A 15,269-nucleotide genomic window follows, 5' to 3' on the forward strand; every position below is an offset into this window, starting at 1 on the left:
GTCGCTCGTCCCGGGCGGTCACTTCGTGGCCGACTCGGCGGCCTGCTGGGCCTCGTCGAGGGCGTCCTGGGCCGACGACGACCCGCTGAGGCTGTTCTGGACGGCCTTCCAGAGCTGCTCCGAGATCTTCGGGTACTCGGTGCCGAGATCGTCGCTCGTGCGCCCCTTGGCATCGCCGACGGCGGTGACCCACGGTTCGAGGTCGGGGTCGGCCTGCACCTGCTGCTCCTGCGCGTCCTTCGTCGGCGCGACGTAAGACAGGGTCGTGTCGGTGGCCACGAGGTTGTCGGTGCTCGTCAGGCACGCCCGGATCTTCTCGCTGACGTCGTACCGGGCGTCGTCGCTCTGGACGGGGACCGTCAGGAACTCACCGCCCGTGGGGGCCGGTGCCGCGCCTCCGTCCTTCGCGGGGATCGAGATGATGCCGTAGTCGATGCCCGAGTCCTTGACGCCGGCCAGTTGCCAGGTGCCGTTCTCGCCGAAGGCGTACTCCCCCGTGAGGAACTCCTGCCAGCTCGTGGTCTGCGTGTTGCCGATGACCGAGTTCGGGGCGTAGCCGTCCTCGACCCACCCGGTCCAGAGGTCGAGCGCCGACACGGCGTCGTCGGACGAGAGGTCGGTCAGCTCGGCACCGGACCCCCAGTACCAGGGCAAGAACTGGAAGCTTCCTTCTTCGGTGCCGATGGCCGAGAAGGTGATGCCCTTGCCGCCGGAGGCCGAGACCTTCTCGAGGGCCGAGGTCAGGGTGTCCCAGTCGGTGATCGACGCGGGGTCGACGCCCGCCGCGTCGAGGACGGTCTTGTTGTAGTACAGCGCCAGGGTGTTGGCGCCGATGGGCACCCCGTACGTCGCACCGTCGATCTGTCCGGCCGCGAGGATGTTCTGCTCGATGTCCGAGGTGTCGGCACCGGTCTCGTCGGTGTCGGTCAGCAGGCCCGCCTCGGCCAGCGTCGAGACGACGGGGTTGTCGACGAGCAGCAGGTCGGGCGAGTTGCCCTGCTGGCCGGCGAGGAGGGCCTTGCTCGTCAGGTCGGAGGTGTCGTAGCCGGTGCGTTCGACGGTGACGCCGGCCTCGGTGCCACAGGCCTGCACCAGCTTCGCCCAGTCGGACGAGTCGTCGAACTGCGGGTACGGGTCCCAGAAGGTGTACGTCCCCGACGCGGCCGAGCTGCTGCCGCCCGACGAGCCACCGGCACACCCGGTCAGGGCGAGCGACACGGCGGCCAGACCCACGACGGCGACGGCCGTCTTCTTGCTGCAGATGAACGAGATCACAGGAATTCCTCTCTGAATGCTGCGGGTTCCTCGTTCGGAGAGCGCCGCGCGGTGCAGGGGGATGCCGGTGCGCGACCGTCTCGTCGTCGAGAAGTTGTAACCGAAACCGGTTTCGGGTTGAAAGTTACATTTGGCACAGTTGCTTGTCAACACGTTCGTGAACTATTTTCGCTACATGGGTACGAGCAGCGGTGGTCGAGGGACGGGGGCGCCCGTCACGCTCGCGGACGTGGCCCGGGCCGCCGGCGTCTCGGTGGCGACCGCGTCGAAGGCCCTCAACGGGCGGGCCCAGGTGCGCGAGAGCACGCGCGTCAAGGTGCGAGAGGCCGCCGCCGCCCTCTCGTTCACCCCGAACTTCTTCGCCCAGGCCCTCAACTCCCAGCGCACCGGCACGATCGGCATGGTCACGAGCGACCTCGACAACCGTTTCGTCCTGCCCGTGCTGCTCGGCGCCGAGGACGCCTTCGGCTCGGGGTCGCTCTCGGTGCTGCTGGCCGACGCCCGCGACGACGCCCTGCGTGAGCAGTTGCACCTGCAGAACCTGCTCACCCGACGCGTCGACGGGCTCCTGATCGTGGGCCGCACCACCAACCCCCGCCCCCCGGCTCCCGTCCTCGCCGACGTGCCGGTGGTCTACGTCTACGCGCCGTCGACCGACCCGACCGACGCGTCCTTCACCCCCGACAACGTGCAGGCCGGCCGTCTCGCCGCCGAGCACCTCATCGCCAAGGGTCGGCGGCGCATCGCGCTCGTGAACGGCGAGTCGTCGTACGCCGCCTCACGCGACCGGGCGGCGGGGGTGCTGGCCGCCACGCAGGCCGCCGGGCTCGAGCTCGTCGGCGGTGCCTCGTTGTACGGGCAGTGGGGCGAGGCCTGGGGGCGGGACTGCGCGCGCCTCCTCGTCCGGGGCGACGAGACCGTCGACGCGATCGTCGCGGGCAGCGACCACATCGCCCGCGGCGTGCTCGACGCGCTGCGCGACGAGGGCCGGTCGGTGCCGGGCGACGTCGCCGTCATGGGCTTCGACAACTGGGACGTCCTCGTCCGCGAGTCACGCCCGACGCTGACCAGCGTGGACATGAACCTCGAACAGCTCGGCCGGGCGGCCGCCCAGCACCTGGTCGACGCGATCGGGGGCTCGACCTCGGCGGGCGTGACCTACGGAGCCGTGCGCGTGCACGAACGCGAGTCGACCGGCTGACGCGCGGCGCGCCTCCTGCTCTGGACCTCCGCGCCGGCCCGGTGGCCTTCTTGCCGGCCCGGTGCCGCCCCCTGCCGGCCTGCAGCGCGACGAAGAACCCGGTTCCGAACGATGCACCCAGAAGGAACGGGGTGCATGGTTCGGAACCGGGTGCGAGGCGGCAGGAGGCGCGGGTCGGCGACCGGCGGAGGTGCGGGCCGGCGACTCACGACGCCCCCGCGCGTACCTCAATACTTCGCGGACTGCCCGCCGTCGATGGGCACGACGGCCGCGTTGACGTAGGTGGCGTCGTCCGACAGAAGGAAGGCGACGACCGAGGCGATCTCGTCGGCCTTGCCGTAGCGCTTGGTCGGGTTGATCTGGATGAACTGCTCGGCGGCCTTCTCAGGGTTCTCGGCGTCGATCTGACGCATCGAGGCCTCGACCATGGGCGTCCAGATGGCGCCGGGGGCGATCGCGTTGACGCGGATGCCGAACTCGCCGTACTCGACGGCCGAGTTGCGGGTCAGACCGACGACGCCGTGCTTGGCCGCGGCGTAGCCCGACTGGTTGCCGACGCCGCGGATGCCGCCGACGCTCGCGGTGTTGACCACGGCACCGCCGTCGCCCTGCGAACGCATGACGCCGAGCACCTTCTCGAGACCGAGGAACACCCCGCGCAGGTTGATCGAGACGACCTTGTCGAACTCGTCGGCGCCGAACCGCTCGGTGAGGTTCTGCTTCCCCTCGATGCCGGCGTTGTTGAAGAACGCGTCGATGCGCCCGAAGCGCTCGACCGTCGCCGACACGTAGCGCGCGACGTCGTCCTCGCTCGACACGTCGGCGACGACGGTCAGCACCTCGGCCCCGGGAACGGCCTCGAGCACGGCGGCCTGCGAGTCGGCGAGGCCCTTCTCCGAGACGTCGACGAGGGCGAGCTTCGCGCCCTCGCTCGCGACGCGGACGGCGGCGGCCCGGCCGAGGCCCGACCCTCCGCCGGTGATGAGGACGACCTTGTCGGTGAAACGCTCCATGGGACGGGCTCCGGTTCTCTCGTTCGGTGAGGCCCGACGCGGCGCCGGGCCAGTGGTCGCGCGACCGTGCGCGACTCGCCGTAAGGCTACACATGTCGCCTTACTGCGCCCTGACCGTGGCGGCCGCGCCGCGCCTCCTGCCGTCCCGCGCCGCGCCTCCTGCGACGCGACGAACCCCGTTCACGAAGACGAACCACGAGAAAACGGGGTTCATCTTCGTGAACGGGGTTCGGGGCGCAAGAGGCGTGGGCCGGCGACCCGAGGAGGCGCGGGCCGGCCACCCGAGGAGGCGCGGGTCAGCGCCCGGCGCGCGTCCCGATCTCGACGCCCACGATCCGCTCGTCGGCGATCGTCACGGGGTACACGTCGCCCGTCAGGCGCACCGCCGCCTCGGTCTCGCGTTCGGCGCACGAGCCGCCGACCCAGAGCTCGACGTCACCGGGCTCGACGACCCGTCGGTGCTGCCGGTCGGTCAGCGCCAGACGGGTGGTGGGGACGCGGAAGACGACCCGCGCCTCCTGACCGGGGTCGAGCGCGACGCGCGCGTAGCCGAGCAGCTGCGCGACGGGCCGGGTGACCGAGCCCACGACGTCGTGCGCGTAGAGCTGCACGAGGTCGGTGCCGGGGCGGTCGCCCGTGTTGGCCACCGTCACCGACGCGACGAACGAGCCGCCCGCGGGCACCTCGGCCGAGTCGACGACCAGGTCGGAGCGACGCCACGAGGTGTACGACAGCCCGTGCCCGAACGGCAGCACGGGCGTGCTGTCGGCGCTCGTCACCTCCGACGGGCCACCGAGCACCGGGTGCAGGTACGAGAACGGCTGCGCCCCGGCCGAGCGCGGCAACGACACGGGCAGGTGCCCGGACGGCTCGACGCTGCCGGTCAGGACGCCGGCGACCGCGGCACCGCCCTCCTCCCCCGGGAAGAACGCCTGGACGACGGCGGCCGGCGCCCCCGCACCCGACACCGCCCAGCCGATGGCGTACGGCCGCCCAGAGAGCACGACCATGACGGTGGGAGTGCCCGTGGCGACGACGGCCTCGACGAGCTCGCGCTGCACCCCGGGCAGCTCGAGGCTCTCGACGTCGTTGCCCTCGCCGACGGTGCCCCGCCCGAACAGGCCGGCCCGGTCGCCGACGACCACGACGGCCACCTCGGCACCGCGGGCGGCGTCGACCGCGGCGGCGATCCGTGACCGGTCGTCGCCCTCGACGTCGCACCCGGCCTCGACCACGACGTCGGCCGCGGACAGCTCGGCGCGCAGGGACTCGGCGACGGTCGGCAGCCCGATGCCGAGCGGCACGCCGGGGTGGTGCGCCAGCACGTGGTTGACGAACGAGTAGCAACCCATCAGGGCTTCGGCGCTGTCGCCGTTCGGGCCGACCACCGCGACCGAGGCCGGGCCGGCGGCGCCCCGCACCAGCGGCAGCACCCCGTCGTTGGTCAGCACGACGACCGACTCGTCGGCGAGGCGACGGGCGACCGCCCGGTGCTCGGCGGAGTCGAGGTCGATCGAGGTCGGCGGCGGCGTCTCGAACGTCTCGTCGAGCAGCCCGAGCTCCTCTTTCTCGGCGAGCACGCGCAGCACCGCCCGGTCGACCAGCGCCTCGTCGACCTCTCCGGCACGCACGCGCTCGGCGAGGGGCTCGAGGTACGCGTCACCGGTGGGCAGCTCGACGTCGATGCCGGCCTCGAGGGCCAGCGCCGCTGCCTCGCCCCGGTCGGCCGCCACCGCGTGCATCACCTGCAGGAAGGCCACCGAGAAGTAGTCCGACACGACGACCCCGTCGAACCCCCACCGCCGGCGCAGCACGTCGGTCAGGTACGACGGCGTCCCGGCGACCGGCACCCCGTCGATCTCGGCGTACGAGTTCATCACCGACCGCACCCCGCCGTCGAGGACGGCCATCTCGAACGGCGGCAGCAGCACGTCCTCGACGAATCGCGGCCCGACCTGCGCCGGCGCGTGGTTGCGCCCCGCCGCCGAGGTCGAGTAGCCCACGAAGTGCTTGAGCGTCGCGTGCACGCCGGCCGCCTGCAGCCCCTTCACGTAGGCGGTGCCGATCGTGCCGACGACGTAGGGGTCCTCGGCGATGCACTCGTCGACCCGACCCCACCGGGTGTCGCGGATGACGTCGAGCACGGGCGCGAGGCCCTGGTGCACGCCGAGGTCGCGCATCGATCCGCCGATCAGTCGGGCCATGCGTTCGACCAGCTCGGGGTCGAACGAGGCACCCCAGGCGAGCGGCGTCGGGAACGTCGCGGCCTGCCAGGCGGCGAGTCCGGTCAGGCACTCCTCGTGCACCAGCGCGGGGATGCCCAGCCGGGTCTCGTCGCGCAGACGGCGCTGTTCGCGCCACAACCAGGAGGCGCGCTCGACCGGGTCCACCGGCCTGGTCCCGTAGACCCGCGTCAGGTGGCCGAGCCCGTGCCGGGTCGCCTCGACGTAGTCGCCCGACGTCGCCATCTCGCCCTGCATCGGGGCGACGTTCTCGGCTCCCTGGTCGACCCACCAGCCGACCAACTGGGCGAGCTTCTCGTCGAGGGTCATCTCGGCCAGCAGCGACGCCACCCGGTCGGAGGCGCGGGGTTCGCCGACCGTGAGGGCCTGCGGTCGGTGAGCGGTGTCGGTCATGTCGGCTCGCGCCTCCTGGTCTGTGACGGTGTCGGTGGCGGTCATCCCTTGACCGCCCCGGTGAGCCCCCCGACGATGCGGCGTTCGAAGAGGCTGAAGAAGATCAACGCGGGCAGCATCGACAGCGCCGTGAAGGCGAGCACCCGGGCCGTGTCGACCGAGTACTGCGACGAGAACGCCTGCACGCCGAGCGGCAGCGTGAACGTCGACGGGTCGTTGAGGATGAACAACGGCAGCAGGTACGAGTTCCAGGCGCCGATGAACGCGAGGATGCCCACGGTGATCACGCCGGGCAGCGACAGCCGCACCACCATGCGGAAGAAGAAGCCGAGGCGGCTGCAGCCGTCGATGAACGCGGCCTCCTCGATCTCGTCCGGGATCGCGCGGAGGAACGGCACGAGGATGATGATCGTCGTCGGCAGGGCGAAGGCGATCTGCGGCAAGATGACGCCGGCCAGCGAGTTCGTCAGCCCGAGGTCGCGGATGACGAGGTACAGGGGCGTGATCGCGACGGTCATCGGGAACATCAGCCCTGCCGCGAACAGCGCGTAGAGCACCCCGCGACCGGCGAAGCGGTACCGGGCCAGCACGTAGCTGGCGGCCAGGCCGAGCGCGACCGTGCCGATGGTGGTCGCCCCGGCCGAGATCAGCGAGTTGCCGACCTGTCGCCAGAACGTGCCGCCGGTCAGGACGTCCAGGTAGTTGCCGACCTGCCACGGGCTGGGGAACCCGGACGGGTCCGTCGTGATCTGCGCGTTGGTGCGGAAGCCGCCGATCACGATGAACGCGACGGGCGCGAGCATCGCCACGATGACGACCGCCGCGACCACGTACGCGACGCCGCGTCCGGGATCGGCGATGCCGCGCCTCCTGCGCTTGGGCGGTCGGTCGCCGGTGGCGGCGGGCCCGCGGCCCCGAGGAGGCGCGGTGAGGGTCGAGGCGGTCATCGTTCTTCTCCTGCGGTGGTTGCCGAGGTCGTGACGGCGCCGGCCGTGTCGCGTCGCAGCACGTAGCGCTGGTAGACGAGGGCGACGACGAGCGAGATGAGGAACAGCACGACCGCGACGGCGTTGCCGTAGCCGTAGCTGCCCGAGGTGCGGCCGTTCGCGACCATGTAGGTCGCCATGGTCGAGGTGCCGGCGGTCGCCGCGATGTACTGACCCCAGATGATGTAGACGAGGTCGAACAGCTGCAGCGAGCCGATGATCGACAGGAACGCCCAGATGCGCAGGGTCGGGCCGAGCAGCGGCAGCGTGATGCGGCGTTGGATCTGCCACCAGCTCGCGCCGTCGATGGCCGCGGCCTCGCTGAGCTCTTCGGGCACGCCCTGCAGACCGGCGAGGAAGAGGATGACGGCGAAGCCGACGTACTTCCAGGTGATGATCACCAGCAGCGTCCAGATGGCGATGCTGGGGTCTGCGAGCCAGTCGGTGGCGAGCGAGCCGAGGCCGACCTTGGTGAGCAGGTCGTTGACGGCGCCGCTGCCCTGGAGCATGAGGCTCCAGCCCGTGCCGACGACGACCTCGCTGATGACGTACGGCACGAAGATCAGCACGCGGATCAGCGATTGACCGCGCAGCTTGCGGTTGAGCAGCAACGCGAGTCCGATGGCGACCGGGCCCTGCAGCACGAGCGAGAGCACGACGATCGTCGCGTTGTGCCGCAACGCGTCGAGGAAGGTCGGGTCCTGGAAGATCGTGACGTAGTTGCGGAACCCGACGAAGTCGGTCGGCGGGCCGAAGCCGGACCAGCTGAAGAAGCCGTAGTAGGCGGCCATCACGATCGGGAAGACCACGAACGCCAGGAACACCACGAGGGCGGGGCCGACGAGCAGGGCGATCTCGAGGCCGCGGGCGCCACGCCCCTTCCGGGACACGGCCCGGGAGGCCGCCGGGGGCGAGGCGAGTGCCTCGCCCCCGGCGGTGGCGTGAGGCCGCGAGGGTGCGGCGGGCCGCACGGAGGGTTCGCGGAGACTCACGATCCGACCTCTACGCCTTCTTGGCGGCGGCGTCGACGGCGTCGACGAACTGCTGGGGCGTGCCGTCGCCCGAGAGCAGGTCGACCACGGCGACGTTCATCGCGTTGCCGACGTTCAGGCCGTAGACGGTGTCGAGCCACTGCGAGACGAACGGGGCGTCGTTGTAGGCGCTGAGCACGTCCTGCAGGTAGGGCTCGGTGACGGCCTCCTGGGCGACCGTGTTGACGGGAGGCGCGTTGAAGGCCTTGTAGTACGCCGTCTGCACGTCGGGGGTCGCCAGGTAGTTCAGGAAGTCGACGCACGAGTCGGGCGCACCGGCCGAGCAGGAGTACCCGTCGACCCCGCCCATGATGGCGCCGGCCTCGCCGTCACCGCCGTCGACGGCGGGGAAGGGGAACCAGCCGAGGTCGGCCAGCGGCTGCTGGTCGGGCGTGAGCGAGGCGATGACGCCGGGGTTCCAGGCACCCATGAGCTCCATGCCCGCCTGGTGGTTGGCGATCAGACCGGCCGAGCTGCCGGCACCCTGCTGGGCGGCCGTCGTGAGGAACCCGTCGTTGAAGGGCTCGGTGTCGCGGAAGTCGGCGAGGTCCTCGGCCGCCTTGACCCAGCAGTCGTCGCTGAAGTCGCGGTCGGTCGCGGCCTTCTCGAGCACGTCCGAGCTGCACGAGCGGAGCGCGAAGAAGAAGTACCAGTGCGCGGCGGGCCAGGCGTCCTTGCCGCCGAGCGCGACGGGCGAGACGCCCGAGCCCTTGAGGGCGGTGACGGCCTCGTCGAGCTCGTCCATCGTCTTCGGGGCCTCGGTGATGCCGGCCGCGTCGAAGAGGTCCTGGCTGTACCAGAAGCCCCCGGGGAGGACGGCGACGGGCATCGAGTAGACCTTGCCGTCGACCGAACCCGACCCGAAGGTGCCCTCGCTGATGTCCTGCTTCGCGTCGTCCGAGATGACGTCGGTGAGGTCCTTGACCTGTCCGGCCGAGACCATCGCCTGGAGCTTGCCGCCGCCCCGCTGGAGGAACACGTCGGGGGCGTCGCCCGAGTTGAGGGCGGTCTGGAGCTTGCTGTCGAAGTCCTCGTTCTGCACGGTCTGGACGTCGATCTTCACGTCCGGGTTGGCCTTCTCGAAGTCGGCCGCGGTCGCCGTCCAGAAGTCCTGGCCGGGGCCGGTCGTCGAGTTCTGCCAGAGCGTAAGCGTGCCGTCGTCCGACCCGCTTCCGCCCCCGGTGCTGCAGCCGGTCAGCAGTCCCGCTCCGATCAGCAGGGCCGCCGACCCGGCCAGGAGCCGTCGAGATGTGGTCATGGTTCCACCTTTTCCTCTTCGTTGAGCGGCCGTGGTCGGCCGAGCGTGCCGTGCTCCGATGCGCGGCATGGCCTCAGTGTCAAAAATGTCCGGGGCGGTGTCAAACGTTTTCGAAAACCATTTCCGTCAGGCTAGGCTGCCGACGTGATGACGGCACGGGTGACGATCCACGACGTGGCACGGGCGGCCGGGGTGTCGGTCGCGACGGTGTCGAAGGCGGTCAACGGGCGCTACGGCGTCTCGGCCCAGGCGATCGAGCGCGTCATGGCGGCGGTCGACGAGCTCGGCTACGAGTCGAGCCTGGTGGCCAGCAGCATGCGGGCCCGCCGCACCGGCGTGATCGGGGTGCTGGTCGCCGACTTCGAGCCGTTCAGCTCGGAGGTCCTCAAGGGGGTCGGGGCGGCCGTGCGGTCACGCGGTGCCGAGTACGACCTGCTGGCCTACAGCGGGGCGCACCGTGGCGAGAACACCGGATGGGAACGTCGATCGCTCAGCCGGTTGAGCGGCACGCTGATCGACGGCGCGATCCTCGTCACGCCGTCCGTGCTGACGACGGCCGCGAGCATCCCCGTGGTGGCCGTCGACCCGCACACCGGACGCACCGACCTGCCGTCGGTCGAGGCCGACAGCCGCGGCGGCGCGTTGCTCGCCGTCGAGCACCTGCTCGGCCTGGGCCACCGGCGCATCGGCTTCCTGGCCGGGCGCCCGGACCTGCGGTCGGCGTCGTTGCGCGAGGCGGGCTACGTGCAGGCGCTGCGGGCGGCCGGCATCACACGCGACCCGGGCCTGACCCGCAACGGCGACTTCGAACTGACGGCCTCGCGGCAGGCGGCCCGCTCCCTGCTCACCAGTGCCGACCGGCCGACCGCCGTCTTCGCCGCCAACGACCTCTCGGCCATCGCCCTGCTGCGCACCGCCCTCGACCTCGGCCTGCGCGTGCCCGACGACCTCAGCATCGTCGGGTTCGACGACATCCCCGAGGCGTCGCGCGAGTCGCCGCCGTTGACGACCGTGCAGCAGCCCATGCAGCGGCTCGGCAGCGCGGCGGCGGGCATGCTCTTCACGATGCTCGAGGGCGGCGAGCCGGCCGCGCCCGAGGTGCAGCTGCCGACCCGGCTCGTGGTGCGCGGGACGACGGGGCCGCCGCGCGGGTGAGGCCCGCGACTCCGCTTCCTGTTTACACTTCCCTACGTCCTGGCGTACCCTTGTGTGCATGCCCGAACAGAGTGTCGCTGACTACGCCGCCAAGAACGGCCTCTCGGTCCGCCGCGTCCAGGCGCAGGCGGCGTGCGGCGCACTACCCGCGCGACGGGTCGCGGGGCGTTGGCTGATCGACGATTCACTCGAACACCGGGCCGTCGCTCGGCGCCCTCTCGGTTTGCGCATGCAAAGGGCCCTGTCCGCACGTCTCGACGATCTCGACGACGGGTTGACGCCCACCGAGAGAGTGCGCCTCACGAGGCACCTCGACGAGTTGAGGTCTGCCGCCGACCCCGCCGATCTCATCTGGGCATGGTTCCGACCGCGGCGACCCCTACGACTCGACGGGCTCCCGAGCGACGTCGCCGACCTCCCCGGCGACGGCCGCGTCGTCCCCTCCGGGTTCAGCGACCCACGTGCCGGGATCGCAGCGGCCGGAATGCTCGAGGCCCACATCGGCGCCGACGACCTCGACGCCGTGCTCGACGACTTCATCCTCGAACCCTCCGACCGGCCCACCGTCCTGTTGCACGTCGACGACGTCCGCCCGAGTGATCCGGTGCCGCTGGCGGTCCTGCTCGTGGACCTCGCACAGGGTCCCGGGCCGCGCGAGAGGGCCCAGGTCGGCCGACTCGTGGCCGAACACCTGACATGACGATCGTCGCCCCCGTCATGACGCCGGCTCAGGCAGCCGCTTGGCATGCCCTCTTCGCCGTCCACCAGCGGCTGCCGACCGGTTGGTGCCTCGTGGGCGGCCAGATGGTCCATTCGTTGTGCTGGGAGCACGGGATCACCGCGTCCCGTCCCACCGAGGACGCAGACGCCGCGCTGGACGTCCGAGCACATCCCCGGATGCTCTTCGACTTCACCAGCAGCCTCGCGGGCCTCGGCTACGAGCCGAACGGCGAGTCGTGGACCGGTCACCACCATCGATGGGTGAACGGCCGAGCGCAGATCGACGTCTTGATCCCGCGCTTCCTCGGCGAACGAGCGGATTCCCGACGAGGTGCCTCGGGTGGGACGACGATCGCGTCCGCGGGCGCGCAAGGGGCGTTGAACCGGGCAGAGCCGGTGCAGGTCGAGGTCGCCGGTGTCGTCGGAACGGTTCTCAGACCGACGCTGCAAGGCGCCTTGTTCGCCAAGGCGGCAGCTCTCGTCAACGACGACCCGAATCCCGACCGCCATCTCCTCGACATCGCCCTGCTCGGCACGGCCGTGGGCCGGACCGTCCGCCTCGGCGACGGCGCGACGGCCGTCGAGAGGCGTCGCCTGCTCTCCGCGCTGGCACGCCTCGATCGCCGTCCGACCCTGACGGCCGGACTCGAGCGCGGTCCGGGTGTGACTCGTCGACTCCGGCTCGCTCTCGACCGCACCTGACCTCGACCCCCGCAGACCCCGGTGTCGCCCTTGACACCAGAGTCCGTGCCGGGAGTTCGGGCTCCCGACGGTGCCGGCGGTTCGGGCCGCCGACGGTGTCAGCGGTTCGGGCCGCCGACGTCGTGCCGCGACGGGGTCGGTCGGGCACGAGGCGCCCAGGGGCACCCGGGCATGTCTTCGGAGCAGCACGCCTCCCCCGTTTGGGTGACATCGCGAGAAAAACGGAAACGCAGGAGGCGCGGGTCACGCGACCCGCGCCTCCTGCGTCCTCGAGGCCGTCAGGCCCGACCGATCAGGCCCGACCGATCAGGCCCAGAGGAACGGCACCACGAACGCCAGCAGCGTGACGACCGGTCCGATGACCACCATCGAGAGGCCCCATCGGGTCAGGTGGCGGTAGAGGCGCGGTCGGTCCTCCTCGACGCCCGAGGCGACGATGGTCGCGCCGGTCGTGCCGAACGGGGCGCAGTCGACGAGTGAGGCGGAGATCGCCAGGGCGTAGATGAAGCCGGTCATCTCGAGTCCGCCGCCCGGGACGAGCAGGGGCACGGCGAGCGGGATGAGCGCGCCCAGGATGCCGATGGTCGAGGCGAAGGCCGACACGAGGCCGGCGATCACGCAGATGACGAACGCGGCGAGCAGCGGCGACGAGACCGAGCGGGCGACCTCGCCGAGCTGGTCGATGGCGCCGAGCCGCGTCAGGACGCCGACGTAGGTGATGATGCCGCCGAGCAGCAGGATGGTGTTCCAGTCGATGCGCGCCAGCGACGCCCGACCGACGTCGGGCTTGAGGAAGGCGAGGAAGACGGCGAGCGTCAGCGCGACCGCACCGAGGTTGAGGTCCACGTCGAGCAGCGTGATCGTGAAGAAGCCGACGATCAGCACCGGGATGCTCACGAGCACGACGAGCTGGTAGGCGCCGAGTCGGGTGGCGGTGGCCGGCTCGGTGAGGACTGCGGTGCCGCCCTGACCGTGCCCACCACCGGTGACGGAGGTGCCGCCGCTTCCGCCGGTGCCGCCGGCCGCCACCGTGGCCCGGGCGACGCCCGCGGCCCGGGTCCGGGCGATGAGCTCGCGACCACCGAACAGGAAGAACGCGACCAGCACGACGAGCGTGTTCACGCCGACCGAGAGGCCGAACATCAGACCCGGGTTGTAGGGGATGCCCGAGGCACGCGCCACGGTCATGACCGTGATGCCGTTGATGCTCGTCGGGGCCAGGGCACCGCCCACGATGGCCGAGCTCATGACGATGCCCATCATCGTCGAGTGGATCTTGTGCTTGTGGGCCAGGCTCATCGCGATCGGCACGATCGTGAAGGCGGCGTGCGACGTGCCGAGGCACGCGACGAGCGTGCCGATGACGAACATCGCCCAGGGGATGAGCGCCACGCGGTCGCCGATCAGACCGACCGAGCGGTCGACCAGCCAGTCCACGACGCCGGTCTCGCGGGCGATGCCGAACAGGTAGGTGATGCCGAGCAGGATCAGCAGGGCGTCGACCGGGAAGCCGCCGAGGACGTCGTCGAGGCTCTCGCCGACGACGAGCACGCCGACCAGGAGGGCGGCGACGAGCGCCAGGGCGCCCATGTGCACGTTGCGGATCGCCGAGAGGGCGAAGACGGCGACGAGGACGATCAGCGCGACGAGCTCGACGCTCATGAGGTCGCCACCGGGGTCGGGTCGGTCGGGTCGGGGGTGAAGGGCATCGTCGTCGATCTCCTGGTTCGGGGTGTCACGGGGTCGGGGGGAGGGAAAGCCGAGGAGGCGCGGGTCAGCGACCCAGCGCGAGCCCGGCCCGGTAGGCCGCCAGCGCCGCCTCGGGCACGTCGGCGAGGTCGTCCAGTCGCACGAGGGCACCGGGGGCCACGTCGGCCACGAGTCGTGCGCCGCCGAGCAGGTAGTAGGGGGCGATCCCGTCGTCCTCGGGATCGACGATCACGGGTGCGACACCGGCGATCTCGTGGTGGTGGCCTTCGACGCGGAACGCGGTGCCGGCCGACAGGGCCTCGCCGGCCCGGGCCGCGAGGACCGTGTGCTGCCGGGGCTCGGGCAGGCGCGACGTCCCGTCGACGGCGGCGACGATGCTGAGCGGGGTCTCGACGCCCATGAAGTGGTACGGCCAGTAGATGCAGGCGTGACGACCGTCGCGGCTGACGACGTGTCCCTTGCCCCGCAGCGTCTCCCAGGTGACGGGGTCACCGGTGCGGACGATCACGAAGACGCCGCCGGCGAAGCTGGCCTCGCCCGGCAGGCGGAGCATCGAGAAGACGTCGACGACGCCGGTGCGGCCGAGCAGACCGCCGTCCTCGCGTGCCGTGTACAGGTCGGCGAGCTCGTCCGGGCGGGCGACGGGGTAGTGCATGGCCTCGACGTCGGCGCGGGCGCCGGTGTAGAGCGAGACGACGTTCATCTCGCACGAGTCGGCGGCCGCCGCCCGCTTGAGACCGGCGACCGCGGCGGCACGCGCCTCGACGGTCGCCAGGGGGTCGTCGCCCAGCTCGAGCAACGACGCGAGGGCCGGAGCGTCCACGGTCGTGCCGGCCTGGTCGACGACGCCCGTGGCGGGGTCGAACGCGAGGTCGTACTCACCCGACTTGCCGAGGGCCACGACGTCGAAGCCGCACTCGAGCACCCACGCGACGAGACGCAGCAGGTTCGCGGGCTGGTCGCCGTCACCGGGCAGGTAGCGGAGGCCGGCTGCGCGGGCCTTGGCGCTCAACGCCACGCCGGCCACGGACTCGACCTCCTTGCTGACCATGACGACGTGCAGGCCGCGCTCGAGAGCGGTGTCGGCATAGCGGTGACCGGCCTCGATGCGACCGGTGGCCTCGACGAGGACGTCGACACCGTCCCAGTCGACGGCCGAGGCGTCGGCGATCACGGCGACCGAGCCGGCCGACACCGCCTCGGCGGTGGCCGCTGCCGTCGACGGAGTCGCGACGGACGAGGCGGGCACGCCGAGTTCGTGGAGCATGGCCGTCACCCCGGCGACGTCGGGGTCGACGAGCTGCGTGGCCGTCAGGTCGGGCAGACGGCGCAGCTGGTCGAGCAGCGTGCGGCCGTACCCACCGTTCGCACCGGTGAGGAGGACGCGGACCGGAGTCGCGCGAGACGTCGTCGAGTGGAGGATCACCGTTGTTCCCGTTCGTTCAAGAGGCCAGGAGCGGCCCGGGCGAGCATGGCAACTGTAGCGAGACTTATCAAATTGTCAAACATCGCACCAAATAGTCACATAGACTGTCCACGCTCGCGGCGCCGACACGGCAGCACCGCGAGCCCGCCCGCCCGC

The 15,269-nt window shown here is 71.4% G+C and carries 12 protein-coding genes; 4 read left to right on the top strand and 8 right to left on the bottom strand.

Annotation, left to right across the window (positions count from 1 at the left end; all coding sequences use genetic code 11):
• Positions 1–18 precede the first annotated feature (18 nt).
• Entirely contained in the window at positions 19–1,275 is a 1,257-nt protein-coding gene (locus ASG28_RS14745) for a sugar ABC transporter substrate-binding protein (protein WP_235477939.1), read from the bottom strand.
• Positions 1,276–1,450: 175 nt separating this feature from the next.
• On the opposite strand from ASG28_RS14745, the gene ASG28_RS14750 reads away from it, so the two are divergent.
• The gene (locus tag ASG28_RS14750; RefSeq protein WP_055977814.1) at positions 1,451–2,476 is read left to right on the top strand and encodes a LacI family DNA-binding transcriptional regulator; all 1,026 of its coding nucleotides are present in this window, start codon (positions 1,451–1,453) and stop codon (positions 2,474–2,476) included.
• A gap of 227 nt (positions 2,477–2,703) precedes the next feature.
• Here the strand turns inward: ASG28_RS14750 and ASG28_RS14755 are convergent, their stop codons facing one another.
• The 5 genes from ASG28_RS14755 to ASG28_RS14775 form a co-directional block, all read right to left on the bottom strand.
• Complete coding sequence (locus ASG28_RS14755) at positions 2,704–3,489, bottom strand: SDR family oxidoreductase (protein WP_043597604.1); 786 nt, start codon at positions 3,487–3,489, stop codon at positions 2,704–2,706.
• 296 nt (positions 3,490–3,785) lie between these two features.
• Positions 3,786–6,125 carry a glycoside hydrolase family 3 N-terminal domain-containing protein gene (locus ASG28_RS14760; protein ID WP_055978145.1) on the bottom strand — a complete coding sequence of 780 codons (2,340 nt, stop codon included), beginning with the start codon at positions 6,123–6,125 and terminating at the stop codon, positions 3,786–3,788.
• 41 nt (positions 6,126–6,166) lie between these two features.
• Positions 6,167–7,072 (bottom strand): carbohydrate ABC transporter permease, encoded by a 906-nt coding sequence (locus ASG28_RS14765; RefSeq protein WP_054147387.1) that lies wholly within the window; start codon positions 7,070–7,072, stop codon positions 6,167–6,169.
• Positions 7,069–8,103 (bottom strand): carbohydrate ABC transporter permease, encoded by a 1,035-nt coding sequence (locus ASG28_RS14770; protein ID WP_055977817.1) that lies wholly within the window; start codon positions 8,101–8,103, stop codon positions 7,069–7,071. Before ASG28_RS14770 ends, ASG28_RS14765 begins: the two co-directional genes overlap by 4 nt.
• 10 nt (positions 8,104–8,113) lie before the next feature.
• On the bottom strand, positions 8,114–9,400 hold the full coding sequence (locus ASG28_RS14775) for an ABC transporter substrate-binding protein (protein ID WP_055977820.1): 1,287 nt from the start codon (positions 9,398–9,400) through the stop codon (positions 8,114–8,116).
• Between the two features lie 147 nt (positions 9,401–9,547).
• Between ASG28_RS14775 and ASG28_RS14780 the strand changes: the two genes are divergently transcribed.
• The 3 genes from ASG28_RS14780 to ASG28_RS14790 are packed head-to-tail and all read left to right on the top strand — an operon-like array spanning position 9,548 to position 11,977.
• Entirely contained in the window at positions 9,548–10,555 is a 1,008-nt protein-coding gene (locus ASG28_RS14780; protein ID WP_055977823.1) for a LacI family DNA-binding transcriptional regulator, read from the top strand.
• 58 nt (positions 10,556–10,613) lie between these two features.
• On the top strand, positions 10,614–11,255 hold the full coding sequence (locus tag ASG28_RS16600; RefSeq protein WP_157485805.1) for a hypothetical protein: 642 nt from the start codon (positions 10,614–10,616) through the stop codon (positions 11,253–11,255).
• Positions 11,252–11,977 (top strand): hypothetical protein, encoded by a 726-nt coding sequence (locus ASG28_RS14790; protein ID WP_055977830.1) that lies wholly within the window; start codon positions 11,252–11,254, stop codon positions 11,975–11,977. Before ASG28_RS16600 ends, ASG28_RS14790 begins: the two co-directional genes overlap by 4 nt.
• Positions 11,978–12,283: 306 nt before the next feature.
• On the opposite strand, the gene ASG28_RS14795 is transcribed toward ASG28_RS14790, so the two are convergent.
• Both ASG28_RS14795 and ASG28_RS14800 read right to left on the bottom strand, forming a co-directional pair.
• A complete protein-coding gene (locus ASG28_RS14795; protein WP_055977835.1) occupies positions 12,284–13,639 on the bottom strand; it encodes an SLC13 family permease in 1,356 nt (451 codons plus the stop codon).
• 112 nt (positions 13,640–13,751) lie between these two features.
• Complete coding sequence (locus tag ASG28_RS14800) at positions 13,752–15,113, bottom strand: homoserine dehydrogenase (protein ID WP_055977837.1); 1,362 nt, start codon at positions 15,111–15,113, stop codon at positions 13,752–13,754.
• Between the last annotated feature and the right edge of the window lie 156 nt (positions 15,114–15,269).

This window comes from Frigoribacterium sp. Leaf415, from assembly GCF_001424645.1.
GTDB lineage: Bacteria > Actinomycetota > Actinomycetes > Actinomycetales > Microbacteriaceae > Frigoribacterium.

Coding starts and splice junctions, on each gene's coding strand:
- ASG28_RS14755 (WP_043597604.1), bottom strand. CDS start 3,489: ATGGAGCGTTTCACCGACAAGGTCGTCCTCATCACCGGCGGAGGGTCG.
- ASG28_RS14795 (WP_055977835.1), bottom strand. CDS start 13,639: ATGAGCGTCGAGCTCGTCGCGCTGATCGTCCTCGTCGCCGTCTTCGCC.
- ASG28_RS14790 (WP_055977830.1), top strand. CDS start 11,252: ATGACGATCGTCGCCCCCGTCATGACGCCGGCTCAGGCAGCCGCTTGG.
- ASG28_RS14765 (WP_054147387.1), bottom strand. CDS start 7,072: ATGACCGCCTCGACCCTCACCGCGCCTCCTCGGGGCCGCGGGCCCGCC.
- ASG28_RS14760 (WP_055978145.1), bottom strand. CDS start 6,125: ATGACCGACACCGCTCACCGACCGCAGGCCCTCACGGTCGGCGAACCC.
- ASG28_RS16600 (WP_157485805.1), top strand. CDS start 10,614: ATGCCCGAACAGAGTGTCGCTGACTACGCCGCCAAGAACGGCCTCTCG.
- ASG28_RS14750 (WP_055977814.1), top strand. CDS start 1,451: ATGGGTACGAGCAGCGGTGGTCGAGGGACGGGGGCGCCCGTCACGCTC.
- ASG28_RS14780 (WP_055977823.1), top strand. CDS start 9,548: ATGACGGCACGGGTGACGATCCACGACGTGGCACGGGCGGCCGGGGTG.
- ASG28_RS14775 (WP_055977820.1), bottom strand. CDS start 9,400: ATGACCACATCTCGACGGCTCCTGGCCGGGTCGGCGGCCCTGCTGATC.